This is a genomic window from Acrocarpospora catenulata, from assembly GCF_018476525.1.
GTDB lineage: Bacteria > Actinomycetota > Actinomycetes > Streptosporangiales > Streptosporangiaceae > Acrocarpospora > Acrocarpospora catenulata.
The window spans coordinates 164,048-183,001 of record NZ_JAHCST010000014.1 but is presented as its reverse complement, the minus strand read 5'-3'; the positions used below and the strand labels follow the sequence as shown (position 1 = coordinate 183,001).

Below are 18,954 nucleotides of genomic sequence, written 5' to 3'. Positions count from 1 at the left end.
CGGCTCAGCCGAAGCGGCCGGTGATGTAGTCCTCGGTGGCCTTCTCCGACGGGCTGGTGAACATGCGTGTGGTGACATCCATCTCGATCACCTTGCCGGGCTGACCCTGCGCCGCGAGGTTGAAGAACGCGGTGCGGTCGCTGATCCGGGCCGCCTGCTGCATGTTGTGGGTGACGATGACGATCGTGTACTCCTGCTTGAGCTTGGTGATCAGATCCTCGATCGCCAGGGTCGAGATCGGGTCGAGCGCCGAGCACGGCTCGTCCATCAGCAGCACCTGCGGCTTGACCGCGATGGCGCGGGCGATGCACAGACGCTGCTGCTGCCCGCCCGACAGGCCCGCGCCCGGCTTGTTCAGCCGGTCCTTGACCTCGTTCCACAGGTTAGCGCCCCTGAGCGACTCCTCCACCACCTCGTCGGTCTGTGACCTGGGCATACGCCGGTTCAGGCGGAGCCCGGCGGCCACGTTCTCGTAGATCGACATGGTGGGGAACGGGTTGGGGCGCTGGAAGACCATGCCGATCGAGCGGCGCACCGACACCGGCTCGACGCCGGAGCCGTACAGGTCGACGCCGTCGAGCAGCACCTTGCCCTCCACCCGCGCGCCGGGGATGACCTCGTGCATGCGGTTGAGCGTGCGCAGGAAGGTGGACTTGCCGCAGCCCGAGGGGCCGATGAACGCGGTGACCGAGCGGGGCTCGATCGTCATGGAGACGTCCTCGATGGCCTTGTGCGAGCCGTAGTAGGCGTCCAGGCCGGAGACCGTGATCTGTTTGGACATCGGTGGTGGTTCCTCCTGGTTCGGCTACCGGGATCTGGCGGGCGAGCGCCACCAGGCGATGAGGCGGGCGGCGAGGTTGAGCAGCATGACGATCAGGATGAGGGTGAGCGCGCCCGCCCACGCCCGGTCGATCGCCGTGTCGGTCGGGCGTGCCGCCTGGTCGAAGACGTACAGGGGGAGGCCCATCTGCGGGCCGTTGAACGGGTCCTCGTTGATGGAGTCGGTGAAGAACACCGTCAGCAGCAGCGGCGCGGTCTCCCCGGCGACGCGGGCGATGGCCAGCATGACGCCGGTGACGATGCCGGTCAGCGCGGTGGGCAGCACCACCTTCAGGATGGTGCGCCACTTGGGCACGCCCAGCGCGTACGCGGCCTCGCGCAGGTCGGCGGGGACCAGGCGGAGCATCTCCTCCGCCGCGCGGACCACGGTCGGCATCATCAGGATCGACAGCGCCAGCGCGCCGGCGAAACCGGAGAACGGCATGCCGAGCGCGAGGATCCAGAAGGCCAGGATGAACAGGCCCGCCACCACCGACGGGACGCCGGTCATGACGTCGACGAAGAAGCTGATCGAGCGGGCCAGGCGGGTGCCCCGGCCGTACTCCACCAGGTAGATCGCGGTGAGCAGGCCGATGGGGACGGAGATCAGCGAGGAGAGCGCCACCTGCTCCAGCGTGCCGAGGATGGCGTGGTAGGCCCCGCCGCCGGCGTCCCTGGCGCCGATGTTGCGCATCGAGTGGGTCAGGAATTCGATGTCGAAACGGGCCAGGCCGTTGCTGATCACCATCCAGAGCACCGCGACCAGCGGCACCACCGCGATCGCGAAGGCCAGGTAGACCAGGACCCGCACGACCAGGTCCGTCAGCCGCCGCCGGGGCGAGACGTGCTGGATCGGGGTCGCCTCTTCGATCGCGGTCATGCTCCCGCTCCCGAGTACTCCTTGCGACGGGCCACGACCAACCGGGCCGCCATGTTCATCACCATCGTGATCGCGAACAGCACCAGGCCGGAGGCGATCAGCGCGCCGCGGCCGATAGGCGTGGCCTCGCCGAAGCCGTTGGCGATGTTGGCCGCGATGCTGTTGCCCTGCGCGGTGAGGATCTGGAAGCTGATGCCGAAGGTGGCGGGCAGGATCAGCGCGACCGCGATCGTCTCGCCCATCGCCCGGCCCAGGCCCAGCATGGCCGCGCTGATCACGCCGGGCCTGCCGAACGGCAGCACCGCCATCCTGATCATCTCCCAGCGGGTGGCGCCGAGCGCCAGCGCGGCCTCCTCGTGCGACTTGGGTACCTGGAGGAACACCTCCCTGGAGATCGCCGCGATGATCGGCAGGATCATGACCGCGAGGATGACCGAGGCGGTGAACATCGACCGTCCGGCCACGCTCTCCCCGGCGAACAGCGGGATCCAGCCGAAGTACTCGTTGAGGAACCCCTCCGGGCCGGTGATGAACGGCACCAGGAAGACGATGCCCCACAGGCCGTACACGACGCTGGGCACCGCGGCCAGCAGGTCGATCACGTAGCCCAGCGCGGCGGCGAGCCGGCGCGGCGCGTAGTGCGAGATGAACAGCGCCACCCCGACCGCGACCGGCACCGCCATGACCAGGGCCAGCAGCGAGCTGAGCACAGTGCCGAACGCCAGCGCGGCGATGCCGAAGGTGTGGCTGCCGTTGGGATCCCAGATGACTTCGGTGAGGAAGTCGCCCTCATTGGCCCGCAGCGCCGGGACGGCCTCGACGACCAGGAAGACCGCGATCGCGGCCATGATCACCAGGACCAGGATCCCGGCGCCGGTCGCCAGGTAGCGGAACGCGCCCTCACCGCGGGTACGCCCGGGGGCGGACCGGCTGGCCGCCGGTCCGCCCGCACGGGTGCTCGTCGGAGCGGTCATGCTAGGAGATCGCGCTGATCGAGGTCCTGACCTTGGCCAGCAGGCTGGTCGGCAGCGGCGCGTAGCCCAGGCTCGTCAGCGAGGCCTGGCCCTCGTCGCTGGCGGTGTAGGTCAGGAACGCCTTGACCAGATTGACCTCCTCGGCGGCGAGGCCCTTCTCGCAGGTGATCTCGTAGGTCACCAGGACGATCGGGTACGCGCCGGCGGCCGAGGTGGCGTAGTCGATGCTGAGCGACAGGTCGTTGCCGGTGCCCTTGACCTCGGCGGCCTCGACGGTCTTGGCGGCGCTCTCCGGGGTCAGCTCGACGAACTCGCCGGAGCCGTTGGCGACCTTGGACTTCTGCAGGGCGGAGTTCTCCGCGTAGGAGAGCTCGACGTAGCTGATGGCGCCCTCGGTCGTCTTGACCGCCTGGCTCACCCCGTCGGAACCCTTGGCGCCGACGCCCTTGGCCTCGGCCGGCCACGCCTTGGCGTGCTCGTACGGCCACTCGCCGGTCGCGACCAGGAACTTGGTGAAGTTGTCACTGGTGCCCGACTCGTCGGAGCGGTGCACCGCCTGGATCGCGGTCGAGGGCAGCGAGGCGTCCGGGTTGTCGGCCTTGATCGCCGGGTCGTCCCACTTGGTGATCTTGCTGTTGAAGATGTCGGAGATCGTCTTCGGCTTGAGCTGCAGGCCGTCCACGCCGGGCAGGTTGTAGACCACCGCGACGGGGCCGGTCACCATGGGCAGGTTGATCGCCTTGCCGGTCTGGCAGCGCGCGTCGGCCTTCTCCGGCTCGCCCTTCTCCGGGTTGAGCGCGGAGTCCGACCCCGCGAAAGCCACCGTGCCGTCGGTGAACGCCTGGATGCCGGCGCCGGAACCACTGGGCTGGTAGTTCAGGCTCACCCCGGGGTTGGCCTGCTGGAAGTTCTTCTTCCACTCGTCCATGGCGTTCGCCTGGGCGGAGGAGCCCGCCGCGTTGATCGTGCCGCTCAGGCCGTTGTCACCCGTACCCGCGGAGGCCGCGGGCGCACCAGTGTCGGTCGCCGCACCGGTGTTGTCGTCGGTGCCGCAAGCAGCAAGCGCTAGCGCGCCTGTAAGGACGAAGGCGGCCAGTCGGCCTGCGTACTTCACCTTGGGTCCCTCCCCAATCGCTTCATTAATCGCGCAACAGAAATTAGGGAACGAACTGGGCCGAAACCCAAAACCAAAATGAACTGACGGTGAACCTGCTGGGTCTGTCGTGTAGACCGTCTGTGATGCGCAACACACGCCTCCCGGCCGGAACCGTCCGGTCAGGCGGGCGACGGCGGCGTGCCGGCCTGGCTCAGCTGGCGCAACGTGCACCCGCTGGCCTGTTTGAACAGGTATTCCGCCCGCTCGTACGACAGCCGGCCCCGCCCGGTGTCGGGGCAGCGGTCACGCGTGGTCCGCGGCGATCGCCGATCGGCCAGGAATAACGGCCCCCGGACGCGGTCGCCGATGAGCTGGGCGAGCAGGGCGGCGGTCCGTGGCGGCCAGGGCAGGCGTCCACCGTCCTCGACGTCGAGGGCGAGCGCCCATTCCGCCCTGGCCGCGTGCTCGTAGAGCAGCGTCCAGAACGCCCGTTCGCGGAGTGCGAGGCCGGGCCGGGCGAGCAGCGTCTCGACGGCGGCGGGGTCCATCGGCCGGGACCTGCCGCGAGGTTCGGGCCGCCGCTCCAGCAGCGCCCCCAGCTCACCCGCCTCCGCCCAGGCCGCGAAGGACCGGACGGCGGCCCGGTGCCGGTTCCAGGTCGCCGCGGCCGCCCGCCCCCAGACGGCGGCGAAGGTCTCGGCGATCTGTCCCGCGGTGACCTCCGCGAGGGCCCGATCCGCCCCGACTTCGCGGAGCAGCCGGGTCAGCGTCTTGCGGTAGGAGCGCACGGTCGCCGGGTCCAGGCCCTCCCGGTCCAGGAACGCGGCCACAGCGGGGCCGAACGTGACCGGCAGGGCGGGCAACACGGCGGCGCGTTTCAGGAGGATCGCCCGTTCGGGACCGTTCTGGGCGAGCGCGGCGGCCCGCTCGAACTCGGCCCGCGCCTCGGCGGACCGCCCGAGCCGGGCCAGCAGGTCGCCCCGGACCCCCGGCAGCAGGTGGTAGTTGCGCATCGCCGGCTCGGCGAGCAGCGGATCGATCAGGGCCAGCCCCGCCTCGGGACCGTCCGCCATCGCGACCGCGACCGCCTGGTTGAGCCGTACGACCGGGGTGGGCAGCACCCGGGACAGGGCAGCGTAGAGGGCCGCGATCTGGGCCCAGTCGGTGTCCTCGGCGGTGGCGGCCTGCGCGTGGCACACCGCGATGGCGGCCTGGAGCACGTACGGGCCGAACGGCCCGCCGACGGCCCTGGCCTGGAGCAACGCCGCCATGCCCCGGTGGATGAGCAGCCGGTCCCAGCGCCCCCTGTTCTGCTCGTGCAGCGGGATCGGCTCCCCCTGCGGGCCGGTACGGGCCCCGGCCCGCGAGGCCTGGAGTTCCATCAGCGCGACCAGACCGTGCACCTCGGCCTCGCCGGGCATCAGCCGGGCCAGCAGCCGGCCGAGCCGCAGCGCTTCCAGGCACAGCCCGGGCCGCATCAGGTCATCGCCCGCCGTGGCCGCGTACCCCTCGTTGAACACCAGGTAAACGACTTCGAGCACCGAGGAGAGCCGGGCCGCGCGCTCCCCCTGCGGGGGCACCTCGAAGGGGATGCGCCGGGCGGCCAGCGTGCGCTTGGCCCGGACGATGCGCTGCGCGACCGCGGTCTCCGACACCAGGAAGGCCCGCGCGATCTCCTCGGTCCGCAGGCCGCCGACGAGCCGCAGGGTCAGCGCCGCCCGCGCCCGGGTGGACAGGGCGGGATGGCAGGAGACGAACATCAGCCGCAGGACGTCGTCGTCGAGGCCGTCTGCCGGGTCCGGTTCCGCGACGCCGGGGTCCGGCTGGACCGAGAGCTCGTGGGCGAGCCGCTCGTGCCCCCGGTCCAGCCGTTCGGCGCGCCGTAGGTGGTCGACGGCCCTGCGCTTGGCGATGGCCATCAGCCAGGCACCCGGATTGTCCGGGACGCCTTCCGGCCATCGCTCCAGCGCGGCCAGGAGCGCGTCCTGCGCGAACTCCTCGGCCAGCCCGACATCACCCACCATCCGGACCAGGCCCGCGATGATCCTCGCGGACTCCAGCTTCCAGACCGCGTCAACGGCGGTGTGGGCGTCCCACGACGTCATGATCGTGTTTATTCGGGGCCGTACACCTGCTGCATGCCACCCACCCCGTCACCGGCGATCTTCCAGAACCGGCGGGTGATCTCGATGGCCTCCTCCTTGGAGCGCACCTCGATCAGCGCGAAGCTGACGATCGCCTCCCGCGCCTCCGTGAAGGGCCCGTCGGTGACGGTGACCTCGCCGCCCGAGGAGGTGAAGCGGGTGCCCACGGGGTCGAGCCCACCGGTCGCCAGCAGCACGCCCGCTTTGGTCATCTCCTCGACGAACTTCCCCATCTCCGCGTACATCGCCTCGTCCGGAGCCTGCCCGCCGCCCTTGGTGGTCATCAGGAACCTCATGGTGCTTCTCCTTGCTCGTTTCCGTTCCGTCAGTCAACACGTCGCACGGGCGGCCCCGGAATCGACTGATCGTGCGTGACCTGGGGATTCGGCGGGATGTGACAGGTAATGCACCATCAACCTACGACAGATAATGCCGATATATCCGGATAACTGCTGGTCAGCGGGAGGGGGAGACAAGGCGGTCGATTCCGGGAGTCGCCGATCGACGCGTCAGCGATGCCGGTTCGAACCGGCCCCGCCACAGAAGGGAATCGGCCATGACCGCCACCCACACCAGCACCCCCACCAGCACCGGCCCGCTCCTGGTCGCCGCCGCGCTGGTCGCCCCCGTCTACGGGATCCTCTCCTTCGGCCAGGCCTTCACCAGAGAGAGCTTCGACCTGACCCGCCACCCGCTCAGCCTGCTGAGCAACGGCGACCTCGGCTGGCTCCAGATCACCACATTCCTCCTCATGGGCGTGCTGGCCGTCGCCGGATCGGTCGGGCTCCGCCGTGCCATGAGCGGTCGGCCCGGCGGGAGGTGGGCCCCCAGTCTGGTCCTGGTGTTCGGCGTCACCACCTGCCTGGCCGGGATCTTCACGATGGACCCGGTGGACGGCTTCCCGACCGGCACCCCGCTCGGCGTGCCGGCCACGATGAGCTGGCACAACATCGCGCACAACGCCGTTTCCTCGATCGGCTTCATCGCGCTCGTGGTGGCGTGCTTCATTTTCGGACGCCATTACAGCCGGGCCGGTCGTACGGGATACGCGGTGGGCTCGGCGGCCAGCGCGGTGATCTTCCTGGGCGGCCTGGGCTGGGCACTGTCCGGCGGGCACGCGGGCTCGCTCACCCTCGCCCTCGGGTCCCTGACGACCCTCCTCTGGCTCACCGTCGTCGCCCTCGACAAGCGCGCCGGACTGCGCTGACCGGGCAGGGGCGGTCAGGGGTCGGGGGTGGCGGGGCGGATGAGGCCGCTTTCGTAGGCGAAGACCACCACCTGGGCGCGGTCGCGCAGGCCGAGCTTGACCAGCACGCGGCTCAGATGTGTCTTGACCGTCGCCTCGGCCAGATGCAACGCCGCGGCGACCTCGGCGTTGGAGAGCCCGCGTGCCACCTGCACCAGCACCTCGTGCTCGCGCGCGGTCAGCTGCGCCAGCCGTTCGTCCCGCAGGGCGGGCCCTGGAGTCATCTGCGGCGCGAACCTCTCCAGCACGCGGCGGGTGACGCGCGGCGACAGCGCCGCCTCTCCGGCCGCGACATCGCGGATCGCGCTCAGCAGTTCCCGCGGCCGGGTGTTCTTCGGCAGGAACCCGGCCGCTCCGGCCTTCAGCCCGGCGAAGGCGTACTCGTCCAGATCGAAGGTGGTCAGGATGAGCACGCGCGAGCGCGGGCTGTCGCGCACGATCCGGCGGGTGGCCTCGATGCCGTCCAGACCGGGCATGCGCACGTCCATCAGCACCACGTCCGGACGCAGGCGCCGCGCCAGCCGGGCCGCCTGCTCGCCGTCATCCGCCTCCCCCGCCACCTCCATGTCCGGCTCGGCCTCGAAGACCATGCGGAAGGCCATCCGCAGCAGCGACTCGTCGTCGGCGATCAGCAGCCGGATCATCGTGGCGCTCCCAGGTCCAGCACGGCCAGCACCCGCCATCCGCCGCCCGTCACCGGCCCGGCCTCCAGGGTCCCGCCGTAGGCGGCCACCCGTTCCCGCATGCCCGCGATCCCGCGCCCATCGCCCCGGAGCCCGGAGCGGGGCCCGGACACCCAGGTCTCGGCGTCGAGTGGCTCGCGAACGTCGGTGACCTCCACCTCGGCACGGCGCGACGATACGTCGACCCGCACCTCGGCGCGGGCCCCGGGCGCGTGCCGCAGCGTGTTCGTCAGCGCCTCCTGAACCAGCCGGTAGATCGTCAGCTGGGCGGCGGCGGGAACCGCCTCGGTGTCACCGGCCACCCGGACACACGTCGCCAGCCCGGTCGCGCGCATCCGCTCGGCCAGCGGGCCGAGCTCGGCGATCCCGGGCGCGGGCTGAAACGTCCCGCCGAGGCCCTCCTCGCCCGAGATCGCGCGGCCGGTGCTCAGGGAGCGGCGCATGTCCTGCAGGGCTTGGTGTCCAGTCGCGGCGATCTGCTCCATCGCCGCCGCGGCCCGGTCCGGCGCGCTGTGGCGGACGTGGCCGGCGCTGTCGGCCAGCGCCACCATGACCGAGAGGTTGTGGGTGACGATGTCGTGCATGTCGCGGGTCATCCGCGCGCGTTCCTCGGCTACGGCCAGCCGTGCCCGCTGCTCACGGTCGCGCTCCAGGGAGGTCACGTACGCCCGTCGTGCCCGCATCCACAGGCCGGTCATGAGGGCGGCGGCCGCCATCGCGCTCAGCGCGGCCGCCGTGAAGGGGAACTGGCCGGGCGGAGCCCAGCGGGCGGCGGCCAGCAGCACCCCGGCCTGCACCGCGAGCGCCGCCGGCAGGGTGTCGCGCCACGGGCGGCGCGCGGCGACCGTGTACAGGGCCACCAGGAGGGCGGCGTCGGCGGGAAGCTGAACGTCCAGCCCCCACTGGACGGCGGCGGCGACGCCGATCGCGCCCAGGACCGTCATCGGAGCGCGCCGTCTCCAGGCCAGTGGAGCCACCAGCGCCGTCTGCAGCGCGAGCAGCCATGGGGGGCCGGACAGCACCTGGCCGGGTCCGAGCGTGGCCAGGAACAGCGCGGCGGCCAGCAGCGCGTCCGCGGGTACGGTCGACCGTCGGCTCAGCGCGATGAGGCGGGCCGCCGGACGGTCGGCTGGTTCCATGCGCTTCACCCTAGTTGGGCTGCGGGTTCGCTCCCGCTCCTCCCGAGGGATGACCGTCATCCGAAAGTCGCATGCGCGGGTGCGACCTCCGCCGCTGGCCCGCGGGCGTGCCGGACTGCCAGCCTCGTCGGACATCCTTTCCGTTTGAGGAGCTTTCGCATGTCCTTTGTCACGAAAAATGCGGATCTTGCCTTCGGGGCCACGGCCGCCGGTTCGTCCACTGTCTCCAGAAGGGCGGCTGTCTCCAGAAGGGCGGCGTCCGCCGTCTCGAAAGCCGCGGGCAAGGTCGCGGGGCTGGCCGTGCTGGTGCTGGCGGGCTCCCTGCCCGCGGCCTCCGCCGACGCCGGGAGCCCGATCGGCGTGAGCCTGCCCGCGCCCGGCGGCCCGTATCCGGTCGGGACCGTGGCCATGCGGCTGGTCGACCGCTCGCGGCCCGATCCGCTGGTGGCGGCCAAGCCGTACCGGGAACTGATAATCAGCCTGTGGTATCCGGCGGCCGGCGGCGGGCCGCTCGCGCCGCACATGGCGCCGCTGGCCGCCGCCGACTGGGATCGGCACTCGGCGCCGCCCCTGGGCATCGCCAAGGGCACCGTCGCCTGGGCCGCCACGCGCACCCAGGCCCGCGTCGGCGCGCCGGTCGAGCCGCGTGCGGGCAAGCTGCCGGTGGTGCTGTTCGGTTCGGGGGACGGCGGGCCGCGCACGCTGGGCACCACCCTGGTCGAGGACCTGGCCTCGCGCGGCTACCTGGTCGTCACCGTCGACCACACCTACGAGGCCGACCAGGTGGAGTTTCCCGGCCGGCGCCTGGTGCGCGCCCTGCCGCTGCCCGCGAAGCTGACGCCGAAGGTCATCGCCAAGTTGCTGGCCAAGCATTCGCGGGCGCGCCTGGCGGACATGCGCTACGTGCTGGACCAGGTCACCGCCCTGGCCCACGGTCGCCCGATCGGCGGCAAGCTGCCCAAGGGGATGCTCGGCGCGCCCGACGCCTCGCGGGTGGGGGTGCTGGGACAGTCGCTGGGCGGTTCGGTCGCCGCGCAGCTGACCCGCGACGACACCCGCGTGGACGCGGGCGTCAACCTCGACGGCGCCTATGTCGGCCCCGTGGCCACCCGCGGTGTGACCAGGCCGTTCCTGCAACTGGCGGCCGAGACCCACACGCGGGACAGCGAGCCGAGCTGGAAGTCGTTCTGGCGGGCCTCGACCGGTTGGAAGCGGGAGCTGCGTTTCAAGGGCGCGGCCCACGGCTCGTTCACCGACCTGCAGCCGCTGCTGCCGCAGATCGCGGCCAAGCTCCCCACGGTGCCGCTCGCGGACTACGTGGGCACCATCAATCCCGGCCGTTCGGTGGCGGCGCAGCGCGCCTACGTCGGGGCCTTCTTCGACCTGCACCTGCGAGGCAAGCCGACCCGCCTGTTCGCGGGCCCCGACACCCGCTTCCCCGAGGTCTCCCTCATCCCCTGACCCGTGGGTCCGGCCGGGCTGCTAGCCGTCCTGGAGGTTCTCCAGTTGGTCGGTCATGACCGAGGTGATGTGCGCCCGCATCAGTTTCTCGGCGTCCTCGGCGTCGCCCCTGGCGATGGCGTCGCAGATCCGGGAGTGCTCCTCGATCGACTGCTCCAGGCGGCCGGGGATGCCGACGGTGAGCCGCCCGATGCGCCGCTGGTGGCCTTCCAGGTTCTCGATGAGGTCGTTGACCCACTGGTTCCTGGACTGACGGTAGATGAGCCGGTCGAACTCCTCGAACAACCGGATCACCTCCTCGACGTCACCGGCGGCCAGGGCCTGGCGGCCCGCCTCCACGTTGCGCTCCAGGTCGGCGCGGACCTGGCCGGTCGGCTCGGCGGCGGCCGTGGCCGCGCAGGCGCCCTCGATGAGGGCGCGCACCTCGTAGACCTCACGGAGGTCCTGGCGGCTGTAGCCCGCGACGACCGCGCCCCGATAGGGGATCAGCTGGACCAGCCGATCTTTCTGCAGCCGGACGAACGCCTCCCGGATGGGCGTCTTGCTGACGCCGAGACGGGTGGCGATGTCCACCTCGCGGAGCGCGAAGCCGATTTCGAATTCGCCGTTCACGATGCTCTGGCGAAGGCGGTGGTAGACCCGGTCCTTGAGCTGCATGTGCGGCAACTCGTCCAGACCGAGGCCTTCTCCCGTTGCCATCGGGCCCCCAGATGGTTTGATGTGTCGAGGCTGCGCGCGGGGCTCCGAAGAGAGGTGCCATGGGGAGTGCTCAGCGCGCACTGGGTATTTTCGCATATCAGATGTGATACGCAAGACGAGGATCAGGCGGGTATCCCGTTGATCAGGACCGGGCGCCCGTCGAGTTCCAGGGTCGCCTCCCGCATGACGCAGTCCAGGTGAGCCGGGGCGTCCACGGTGCCGCCGTAGGCGATCGAGTTGCCGAGCGCGATGTGCGCGCTGCCGAGGGTGGACTCGGTCTCCATCGCGACCCCGCACACGCGGCCGTTGGGGTTGAGCCCCATGGAGACCTCGGCGAGATTGCCCATCCTCGCATCCTGGCAGCGATCCATCATCTCGGTCAGCCGAATGCCCTCATCGCCCTCCACCGACACCAGTCGTCCGGCGGCGAAGTGCAGCGCGACCGGCCGGGTGACCGGCCCCGGGCCCATGAACAGGAAGTCGCCGTCGATGACCACGACGCCGTTGGCGCTGTACTCGACCGGCGCGGTCCCCGCCTCGACATCGGGCGGCGCCATGTACGCCCCCCGGTCCCGGGCGACGCCGAACAGGGCCCGGCCCGGCCGCCCCTCCACCGAACCGGACAGGTCGGTGCCGGCCGGAGTGGTGAGCCGGAAGACCGACGCCTCGCCCCAGGCGCGGGCGAGCCGCTCGGTCAGCGTCCGCAACTCGTCGAAGTCCACGTCGAACGGCCCGCCGAGCCGGAAGGTGTCGGCGATCACGCCCGGCATGGCCAGATACCGTGTCCCGGCGGCCGTCGCCCGCCGGCGCGCCTGGCTGGACCCGACGAACGTCGAGGTCAGCTCGATCGCGGCGGCGGCTCCGGCCAGCAGCCCGGCCACCGCCGAGGGCGGCTCGCTGCCCGGCACCTCGTACCGCGGCAGCCTGGCCACCACCGGCACGCAGCCCCGGTCCTCCAGTCCGGTGACCAGCGCCTCGACCACGTCCGCCGCGGTGCCCGCGTCGGTGAGCAGGACCACCTCCTCCCCCGGCCCGGCCCCCAGGCACTGGTCGAGGACGGTCGCCAGGGTGCGGTCGGGGATCACCGGCGACCAGCTCCCACCACGTCGTCGAACGCCTCCTTGAAGCCGCGGACGGTCGCCATCCGGTCCGCGCCGAGCGGGAACACGCTGACGCAGTCCACCCCGAGCTCGAGCATGTTGGCGATGTGTCCCCTGGCCCGGTCCTTGTTCCCGGCCAGCGCCATCCGGTGCACGAAGTCCTCGGGCAGCAGGTTGGCCGCCTGCTCGGCCTCCTGGAACTCCCCGCCCGCGTACCGCTCGCGGACCTCGGCGACCAGGTCGGCGGAGAGACCGGCCATCTCGCAGTACACGGGGGCGGTCTGCGGGAACCAGGCGGCGATGGTCCGCCCGGCCCGCAGGGCCTGCTCCTCGTCCTCGTCGATGGCGCCGTAGGCGAACACCGTGATCTTCGGACGGGCCGGACGGCCCGCCTGGTCCGCGCCGCGGTCGATGTGGTCGATGGCCCAGCGCAGCCCCTCGGGGTGCAGCCCGGCCAGCAGGATGACACCGTCGGCGACCCGGCCGGCCAGCTCCAGCGTCTTCGGGCCGCTCGCCGAGACGTAGACCGGGAGGCCGGGCCGCCCGGGGTCGCGCATGTGCGCGTCGTCCAGCGTGAACCCTGGCGCCTGGAGGGTCACGTGCTCCCCGGCCCACAGCCGGCGGATCGCGCCGATGGCCGCCTCCAGCCGGGCCAGCGGCGCCGGCTTGGAGCCGAGCGCGAGCAGCGGGCGGTCCCCGGCGCCGATGCCGAGCACCGCGCGCCCGCCGGAGACCTCGTCGATCGTGGTGGCCGCGGTGGCGGTGACCGCCGGGTGCCGGGTGATGGGGTTGGTCACCGCCGTGCCCAGCCGGATCCGCTCGGTGCGCAGCGCGGCCAGGGTCAGGTACACGTACACGTTGCGCGCGTGCAGGGAGGAGTCGGTGAGCCACAGCTCCTCGAAGCCGCGGTCCTCGATCTCCGCGACCATGGAACCGAACTCGTCCGGCGGGTCCACGGGCTGCAGAGCCACTCCGCTGTGCATGTCATTCTCCTTGGGAGCCGTAGGTCAAGATGGTGGCGGCGAGCGCCTGGAGGCCGAGCGGGACCGGACCTGTCTCGATCCATTCGGCCTCGGTGTGCGTGCCGTCCCCGTAGGTGATGCCGAGGGTGACCGCCGGGAGGCCGATCCTGTAGGCGGCGTTGGCGTCGGTGCTCGCGGCGGTGTGGCGGGGCTCGACGCCGATCGTCCGCAGCGCCGCCTCGGCGGCCAGGACGAGGGGATGGTCCTCGGCCAGCCGGCCCGCCGGGCGGTTCCCGATCTCCTCGATCGCCACGTTCACCTGCGCGGGGACCCGCTCCAGGATCTCCCGCGCGCCGTCCTCGAGCAGACGCAGGGTGGGTTCGTCCGCCGAGCGCAGGTCGAGGTCGAACACGCATCGCCGGGCGCGGGCGTTGATGGACTCGCCGCCGTGCAGGGTGCCGATGTTGACGGTCGCCTTCGCGTCGCCGCCCGGCCGCAGGCGGGCCAGGTCATGGATCATCCCCGCCGCCACGTGCACCGCGCTCGGGACGTGCGGGTCCTCCCAGGCGTGCCCGCCGGGTGCGGTCACCGTGACACGTTTGCGTACCGAGCCGACCCCGATCAGGTTCACCCGGCCAAGGTAGTTGCCCTCCAGGGCGATCAGCGCCCCGAGGGGGACGGGCGGCCGGTCCAGGGCGGCGGTGACGCCCCGGAGGTTGCCGAGGCCCTCCTCCCCGACGGTGGCCACGATCCAGACCTGGCCCCCGGTCCGCTCGGGCAGCAGGCGGTCCAGGACGGACAGGGCGGCGACGGCCACCGTGTCGTCGCCGCAGCCGGGACCGACCAGCCGTCCCGCGCCGTCGTCGGTGAGGCCGTGCCGTACGTCGTGGCCGAACACGGTGTCGAGGTGCGCGGCGACCAGGATGGCTGGCCCGCTGCCCGCGCGGACCCGCGCCCACACGTTGCCGGTCGGGTCGATCGCGACCTCGGCCAGACCGTCGGCGCGCCACCAACCGGCGACCCGCTCGGCGCGCGCGGCTTCCTGCAGGGGCGGCGCGGGGATCAGCGACAGCTCGATCGTGCGCTCGATGACCCTGCCCGCCTCGGCGACCGCCGTTTCGGTGACTGATCCGGTCATGGTCCTGTCACCTCCTGATCTTCGTCCAGGCCCAGCTCGGCCAGGATCTCCGCGGTGTGCTCCCCCAGTTCCGGCGCGCCCCGCTCGAACCGCAGCGGGCCGTCGACCTGGAACGGCGGGCCGATGTACCGATAGGTTCCCGCGCGGGTCCGTTGCTCGCGTACCAGGCCGAGAGCCTGCGCCTGCGGTGAGGTGAGCACCTGGGCGAGGTCGCGGACCTGGGCGGCGGGGATGCCCGCCGCGCCGAGCCGGGACAGCCAGTCCGCCACGTCGTGTTCGGCCAGGACAGCCTCGATCTCGCCGATGAGCGGGCCGAGGTTGCGCACCCGGTCGGCGTTGGTGCTGAAACGGGGGTCCGCGAGCAGGTGGGGGGCGCCGATGGCGGCGCATACCCGGTGCCAGAGGTCCTCGCTCCCTGCTCCGGCCATGACCAGGTAGCCGTCCCTGGCCCGGAACGCCCCGTAGGGAGCGAACGTCGGCGAATGGCTGCCCATCTGCCGGGGTACCTCGCCGTCCACCAGGAACGCGGGGGCCGTGCTGGCGAAGCAGGCGGTGGCGAACTCCAGCAAGGAGGCCGACACCTGCGACCCCGCCCCGTGACGTTCCCGGCCCAGCAGCGCCGCGGTCACGGCCAGTGCGCACGAGACGGCGCTGCCGATGTCGAGCGCGGGCACGCCGACCTTGACCGGCTCCCCGCCCGCCACCCCGGTGACGCTCATCAGCCCGCCCTCGGCCTGCAGGATCAGGTCGAACCCGCCCCGCGCGGCGTCCGGCCCGACCTGCCCGTAGCCGGAGATGGAGCCGTACACCAGGCGCGGGTGGCGGGTCCGCACCGACTCGGCGTCCAGCCCCACCCCCCGGAGCGACCCCGGCCGGCCGTTCTCGATCAGCACGTCGGCCGAGCCGAGCAGGGCCTCCATGACGCGCAGCCCCGCGGCGGACTTCAGGTCCAGCCTGATCCCGCGCTTGCCGGTGTTGAGCACCTGGAACAGCGCGCTCTCCGTCCCGACGAACGCGGTCCCCTGGGTCCGGTACGGGTCGCCCTCGGCGCCCACCTCGACCTTGATCACATCGGCGCCGAGCGAGGCCAGCAGCATCGAGGCGTACGCCCCGGAGACGAACCGGGTCAGATCGACGACCCGGATGCCCGCGAGGGGCCGCTGACTCGCCGCTGTTCGACTCACCATGGCTGCGGCTCCCGGTACCGGCCGAATCTGGACCGCATCGTGTCGGCGATCTCGCCGAGTGTCGCGCCGACCCGCCCGCACTGCATGATGTACGGCATGGTGTTGGCGCCCTCGTCCAGCGCACGGCCGAGGTCCGCGAGCGACTCGCCGACCGCCTGAGCGTCGCGGGCCGCGATCCGGGCGCGCAGTTTCTCCCGCTGGCGGTCGCCCGCGGTCTCGTCGATCTCGAACAATGGCGGAGCCACGTCCGAGCCGTCGGTGTACTTGTTCACCCCGACCTTGACCCGCTCGCCGCTGAGGATCTGCCGCTCGTAGGCGTAGGCCGACTCGGCCACCCACCGTTGCGGGACGCCCTGGGCGAGCAGTTCGACCAGCCCGCCGCCCGCGTCCACCTTCTCGACCAGTGCCCAGGCGCGCCGCTCGATCTCGTCGGTGAGGCTCTCCACGTAGTAGGAGCCGGCCAGCGGGTCGATGACCTTGGCCACGCCCGACTCGTGGGCGATGATCTGCTGGGTGCGCAGGGCCAGCCGTACCGACTCCTCGGTGGGGATCTCCAGTGCCTCGTCGTAGCCCATGACGTGGATCGACTGGGCCCCGCCGAGCACCGCCGCGAGGCACTGCAGGGTGGAGCGGACCACGTTGTTCAGCGGCTGCTGCGCGGTCAGCGTGGCCCCCGAACAGCCGGAGAAGAAGCGCAGCCGCGCCGAGTTCTCCTTCTTGGCGCCGAACCGCTCGGTGGCCAGCCGGTGCCACATGCGGCGGGCCGCGCGGACCTTGGCCGCCTCCTCGAACAGGTCCAGCTGGCTGGAGAAGTGGAAGGACAGCCGGGGCGCGAAGAAGTCGAAGTCGAGGCCCCTGGCGAGGAACGCCTGGCTGTAGGCGATCGCCGAGGCCATGGTCAGCCCGACCTCCTGGACCGCGTCGCAGCCCGCCTCCCGCGCGTGGTAGCCGGTGATCGAGATGCCGTTGAACCTGGGCAGCTCCGCGGAGGCGTACTCCACCACGTCGGCGACCAGCCGGATGGACTCCTCCGGCGGGAAGATGAACGTCTTGCGGGCCAGGAACTCCTTGAGGATGTCGTTCTGCAGGGTGCCCGCGACGTCCTTGCGGGCCACGCCCTGGCGCTCGGCGGCGACCAGGTAGAAGGCCAGGATGATGGGCGCGGTGGCGTTGATGGTGAAGTTCACCGACAGCTGGTCGATGGGCAGGCCGTCGAACACCGTCTCCATGTCCTCGACGGTGTCGATGGCCACGCCCACCCTGCCCACCTCGGAGGCCACCTCGGGGTCGGTCGAGTCGTATCCCAGCTGGGTGGGCAGGTCGAAGGCCACCGACAGCGCGGTCTGGCCCTGCGCGAGCAGGAACCGGTAGCGGGCGTTGGTGTCCTCGGCCGATCCGTAGCCCGCGTACTGACGCATGGTCCACAGGCGTTCCCGGTACATGGTCGGGTACGGCCCCCGGGTGAACGGGGGCTTGCCTGGCAGGCCGAGCCGTTCCTCCAGGCCGTCCGCGACCGAGTCCGCGACGTAGACCGGCTGGAGCGGGATGCCCGAGTCGGTGACCACCTCCCGCGGCGCTTCGCTCATGATGACCTCCCCCCTTGCCGGGCTATGTCGAAGATGCGTTCCACCACGTCGGGCAGCGGCGTGCCGACCGGGAAGACGTCGCGGACGCCGAGCGCCTTGAGCCGGTCGACGTCGGTGGGCGGGATCGTCCCGCCGACGACCACCGGCACGTCGTCCAGGCCCGCCTCACGGCAGGCCGTGAGCAGCTGCGCGGCCACCGCGAGGTGCACGCCGGAGAGCACCGACAGTCCGATCACGTCCGCGTCCTCGGCCAGCGCGGCGCCGACGATCTGGGGCGCCGTCTGCTGGAGACCGAGGTAGACGACCTCGGCCCCGGCGTCGCGCAGCGCCATCCCGACGACCTTGATCCCTCGGTCGTGGCCGTCCAGTCCCGGCTTGGCCAGGACGATCCTCGGGCGGACGACGGCCGGTCGGCTCATCGGCGCTCCCGGTCCCCAAGCGCGAGTGCCGCGAAGGTGGTGTAAACCCTGGTCGCCTCGACGATGTCGTCGATCGACAGGTGCTCGTCGGCGCAGTACACGGGCTCCCCGCCGGGGCCGAAGATGATCGTCGGCACCTTCCGGCCGAAGCTCGCGGTGTCGCCGAGCCAGCCGGCCGCCAGCAGCGGCGGCTCGGCGCCGCGGACCGACCGCACCGAGTCGCGCATCAGCTCCACGACCTCGTCACCCGGGGCGGCGAGGTAGCCGGACTTGACATCGGCCAGCCGTACCTCGGCCTGGAAGCGCGGGTCGCGGGCCTCGGCCGCGCGCAGGCACCGGTCGATCTCGGCCCGCACCTGCTCCACGGTGACGCCCGGCTGCGGGCGGCAGTCCACCCGGATCACGCACTCGTCGGGGATCATCGAGGGACCGCCGGGCGGCAGGCCGCCGTAGACGCGGCCGGGGGCCATGTAGGTCTCCTCGCCGAACAGGTCGGCGACCCAGTCGTCGAGCTCGGGCGTGAGGCGGGAGGCGTCGAGTTCGATCAGGGCGTGCGCGGCCAGCGCGTTGGCGTTGACCGCGAGCGGCTTGTGGCAGGTGTGGGCGGACCTGCCGCGCACTGTGATGTCGAAGTAGTAGCGTCCCCGGTGGCCGAGGAAGATCTCGTTGCCGGACAGCTCGCCGAGCACGCACAGGTCGGCCGGGTACTCCTCGAAGTAGGCGATCGAGCCGAGCTGGTCGCCCATGTGGTCGGAGACGGCCGCCATCGCGACCGAGCCGTTGAGCGGGACACCGGAGTCGCGCAGCGCCTCGATGGCGACGATCTGGCAGACCAGGGCCGCTTTCATGTCCATGATGCCGTGGCCGTAGATGGCTCCGTCGACAATGTCGCCGGAGAACGGCTCCGCCTTGGCCCAGCCCTGGGAGACCGGCTTGGTGTCCATGTGGCCGGTGAGGACCACCCGCGGCCCGGTCCCGAAGGTGATCTCGCCGACCGCGTTCGGCCGGTCCGGCAGCACCTTCTGCAGGGCGACCCCCTCGAAGCCGGATGCCTTCATCTGCTCGTACAGGAAGTTCGCCAGCGGGCCCTCGTCGCCGAGAATGCTCGGGATCCGGCAGACCTCCTGCACGAGGCTCGTCAGCCGCTCGTAGTTGATCGCACCAACCGCGCGTGAGGCCGCGTCGTCGCTTACCTCGGTGGTCATTCCGTGTCCTTTCCTCGCTGACCGCGGACGGTTCGATGGGGTCGTCCGAGCGGAGCACCGGGCTCGTGGCTGGGCCGAAGGGCCATCAACCACGGCATCTAAGATCTGATATGCAATGTAGCAGAGCCCACTAAGCCGCGTAAGGGCCATCCTCCATCAGATCTGAGATCTCAGATCTAGCGTCAATGCGGCAAAGTTCCGGGTGCAGCCGTTGAC

Annotated in this window: 18 protein-coding genes; 2 read left to right on the top strand and 16 right to left on the bottom strand. The window is 71.6% G+C overall.

All coding sequences use genetic code 11. From position 1 onward, the window contains the following. Positions 1 to 4 precede the first annotated feature (4 nt). From pstB to KIP79_RS17530, 6 genes are all read right to left on the bottom strand, one after another. Entirely contained in the window at positions 5 to 781 is a 777-nt protein-coding gene (gene pstB / locus KIP79_RS17555) for a phosphate ABC transporter ATP-binding protein PstB (protein WP_214105896.1), read from the bottom strand. A gap of 24 nt (positions 782 to 805) precedes the next feature. Next, the gene (pstA, locus tag KIP79_RS17550; RefSeq protein WP_214105895.1) at positions 806 to 1,699 is read right to left on the bottom strand and encodes a phosphate ABC transporter permease PstA; all 894 of its coding nucleotides are present in this window, start codon (positions 1,697 to 1,699) and stop codon (positions 806 to 808) included. Beyond that, the gene (pstC, locus tag KIP79_RS17545; RefSeq protein ID WP_214105894.1) at positions 1,696 to 2,673 is read right to left on the bottom strand and encodes a phosphate ABC transporter permease subunit PstC; all 978 of its coding nucleotides are present in this window, start codon (positions 2,671 to 2,673) and stop codon (positions 1,696 to 1,698) included. Before pstC ends, pstA begins: the two co-directional genes overlap by 4 nt. Position 2,674: 1 nt before the next feature. Next, positions 2,675 to 3,787: a phosphate ABC transporter substrate-binding protein PstS gene (gene pstS, locus KIP79_RS17540; RefSeq protein WP_214105893.1), complete on the bottom strand. Its 1,113-nt coding sequence runs from the start codon at positions 3,785 to 3,787 to the stop codon at positions 2,675 to 2,677. Between the two features lie 161 nt (positions 3,788 to 3,948). After that, positions 3,949 to 5,874 carry a sigma-70 family RNA polymerase sigma factor gene (locus KIP79_RS50380; RefSeq protein ID WP_214105892.1) on the bottom strand — a complete coding sequence of 642 codons (1,926 nt, stop codon included), beginning with the start codon at positions 5,872 to 5,874 and terminating at the stop codon, positions 3,949 to 3,951. A gap of 8 nt (positions 5,875 to 5,882) precedes the next feature. Next, positions 5,883 to 6,209 (bottom strand): YciI family protein, encoded by a 327-nt coding sequence (locus KIP79_RS17530; protein WP_214105891.1) that lies wholly within the window; start codon positions 6,207 to 6,209, stop codon positions 5,883 to 5,885. 260 nt (positions 6,210 to 6,469) lie between these two features. On the opposite strand from KIP79_RS17530, the gene KIP79_RS17525 reads away from it, so the two are divergent. Next, on the top strand, positions 6,470 to 7,120 hold the full coding sequence (locus KIP79_RS17525; RefSeq protein ID WP_214105890.1) for a DUF998 domain-containing protein: 651 nt from the start codon (positions 6,470 to 6,472) through the stop codon (positions 7,118 to 7,120). A 14-nt stretch (positions 7,121 to 7,134) separates the two neighbouring features. Here KIP79_RS17525 and KIP79_RS17520 read toward each other — a convergent pair whose 3' ends face one another. Beyond that, positions 7,135 to 7,803 (bottom strand): response regulator, encoded by a 669-nt coding sequence (locus tag KIP79_RS17520; RefSeq protein ID WP_214105889.1) that lies wholly within the window; start codon positions 7,801 to 7,803, stop codon positions 7,135 to 7,137. Further along, positions 7,800 to 8,981 (bottom strand): sensor histidine kinase, encoded by a 1,182-nt coding sequence (locus tag KIP79_RS17515; RefSeq protein WP_214105888.1) that lies wholly within the window; start codon positions 8,979 to 8,981, stop codon positions 7,800 to 7,802. Before KIP79_RS17515 ends, KIP79_RS17520 begins: the two co-directional genes overlap by 4 nt. A 159-nt stretch (positions 8,982 to 9,140) precedes the next feature. On the opposite strand from KIP79_RS17515, the gene KIP79_RS17510 reads away from it, so the two are divergent. Then, positions 9,141 to 10,442, top strand: coding sequence for an alpha/beta hydrolase family protein (locus KIP79_RS17510; protein WP_214105887.1), 1,302 nt, complete (start codon positions 9,141 to 9,143; stop codon positions 10,440 to 10,442). A 21-nt stretch (positions 10,443 to 10,463) separates the two neighbouring features. Here KIP79_RS17510 and KIP79_RS17505 read toward each other — a convergent pair whose 3' ends face one another. The 8 genes from KIP79_RS17505 to KIP79_RS17470 all read right to left on the bottom strand — a co-directional run bounded on the left by KIP79_RS17505 (position 10,464) and on the right by KIP79_RS17470 (position 18,738). Continuing rightward, a complete protein-coding gene (locus tag KIP79_RS17505; RefSeq protein WP_214105886.1) occupies positions 10,464 to 11,141 on the bottom strand; it encodes a GntR family transcriptional regulator in 678 nt (225 codons plus the stop codon). Positions 11,142 to 11,263: 122 nt separating this feature from the next. Further along, positions 11,264 to 12,226 carry an aminopeptidase gene (locus tag KIP79_RS17500; protein ID WP_214105885.1) on the bottom strand — a complete coding sequence of 321 codons (963 nt, stop codon included), beginning with the start codon at positions 12,224 to 12,226 and terminating at the stop codon, positions 11,264 to 11,266. After that, positions 12,223 to 13,224 carry an LLM class flavin-dependent oxidoreductase gene (locus KIP79_RS17495; RefSeq protein WP_214105884.1) on the bottom strand — a complete coding sequence of 334 codons (1,002 nt, stop codon included), beginning with the start codon at positions 13,222 to 13,224 and terminating at the stop codon, positions 12,223 to 12,225. The genes KIP79_RS17500 and KIP79_RS17495 overlap by 4 nt, the downstream gene beginning before the upstream one ends. Before the next feature lies 1 nt (position 13,225). Further along, a complete protein-coding gene (locus KIP79_RS17490) occupies positions 13,226 to 14,341 on the bottom strand; it encodes a M20/M25/M40 family metallo-hydrolase (RefSeq protein ID WP_214105883.1) in 1,116 nt (371 codons plus the stop codon). After that, the gene (locus tag KIP79_RS17485; protein ID WP_214105882.1) at positions 14,338 to 15,528 is read right to left on the bottom strand and encodes a CaiB/BaiF CoA transferase family protein; all 1,191 of its coding nucleotides are present in this window, start codon (positions 15,526 to 15,528) and stop codon (positions 14,338 to 14,340) included. The genes KIP79_RS17490 and KIP79_RS17485 overlap by 4 nt, the downstream gene beginning before the upstream one ends. Then, positions 15,522 to 17,114, bottom strand: coding sequence for an acyl-CoA mutase large subunit family protein (locus tag KIP79_RS17480; protein WP_214105881.1), 1,593 nt, complete (start codon positions 17,112 to 17,114; stop codon positions 15,522 to 15,524). The genes KIP79_RS17485 and KIP79_RS17480 overlap by 7 nt, the downstream gene beginning before the upstream one ends. Next, positions 17,111 to 17,533: a cobalamin B12-binding domain-containing protein gene (locus KIP79_RS17475; RefSeq protein ID WP_214105880.1), complete on the bottom strand. Its 423-nt coding sequence runs from the start codon at positions 17,531 to 17,533 to the stop codon at positions 17,111 to 17,113. The genes KIP79_RS17480 and KIP79_RS17475 overlap by 4 nt, the downstream gene beginning before the upstream one ends. Continuing rightward, positions 17,530 to 18,738 (bottom strand): M20 family metallopeptidase, encoded by a 1,209-nt coding sequence (locus KIP79_RS17470; RefSeq protein WP_214105879.1) that lies wholly within the window; start codon positions 18,736 to 18,738, stop codon positions 17,530 to 17,532. The genes KIP79_RS17475 and KIP79_RS17470 overlap by 4 nt, the downstream gene beginning before the upstream one ends. Positions 18,739 to 18,954 lie beyond the last annotated feature (216 nt).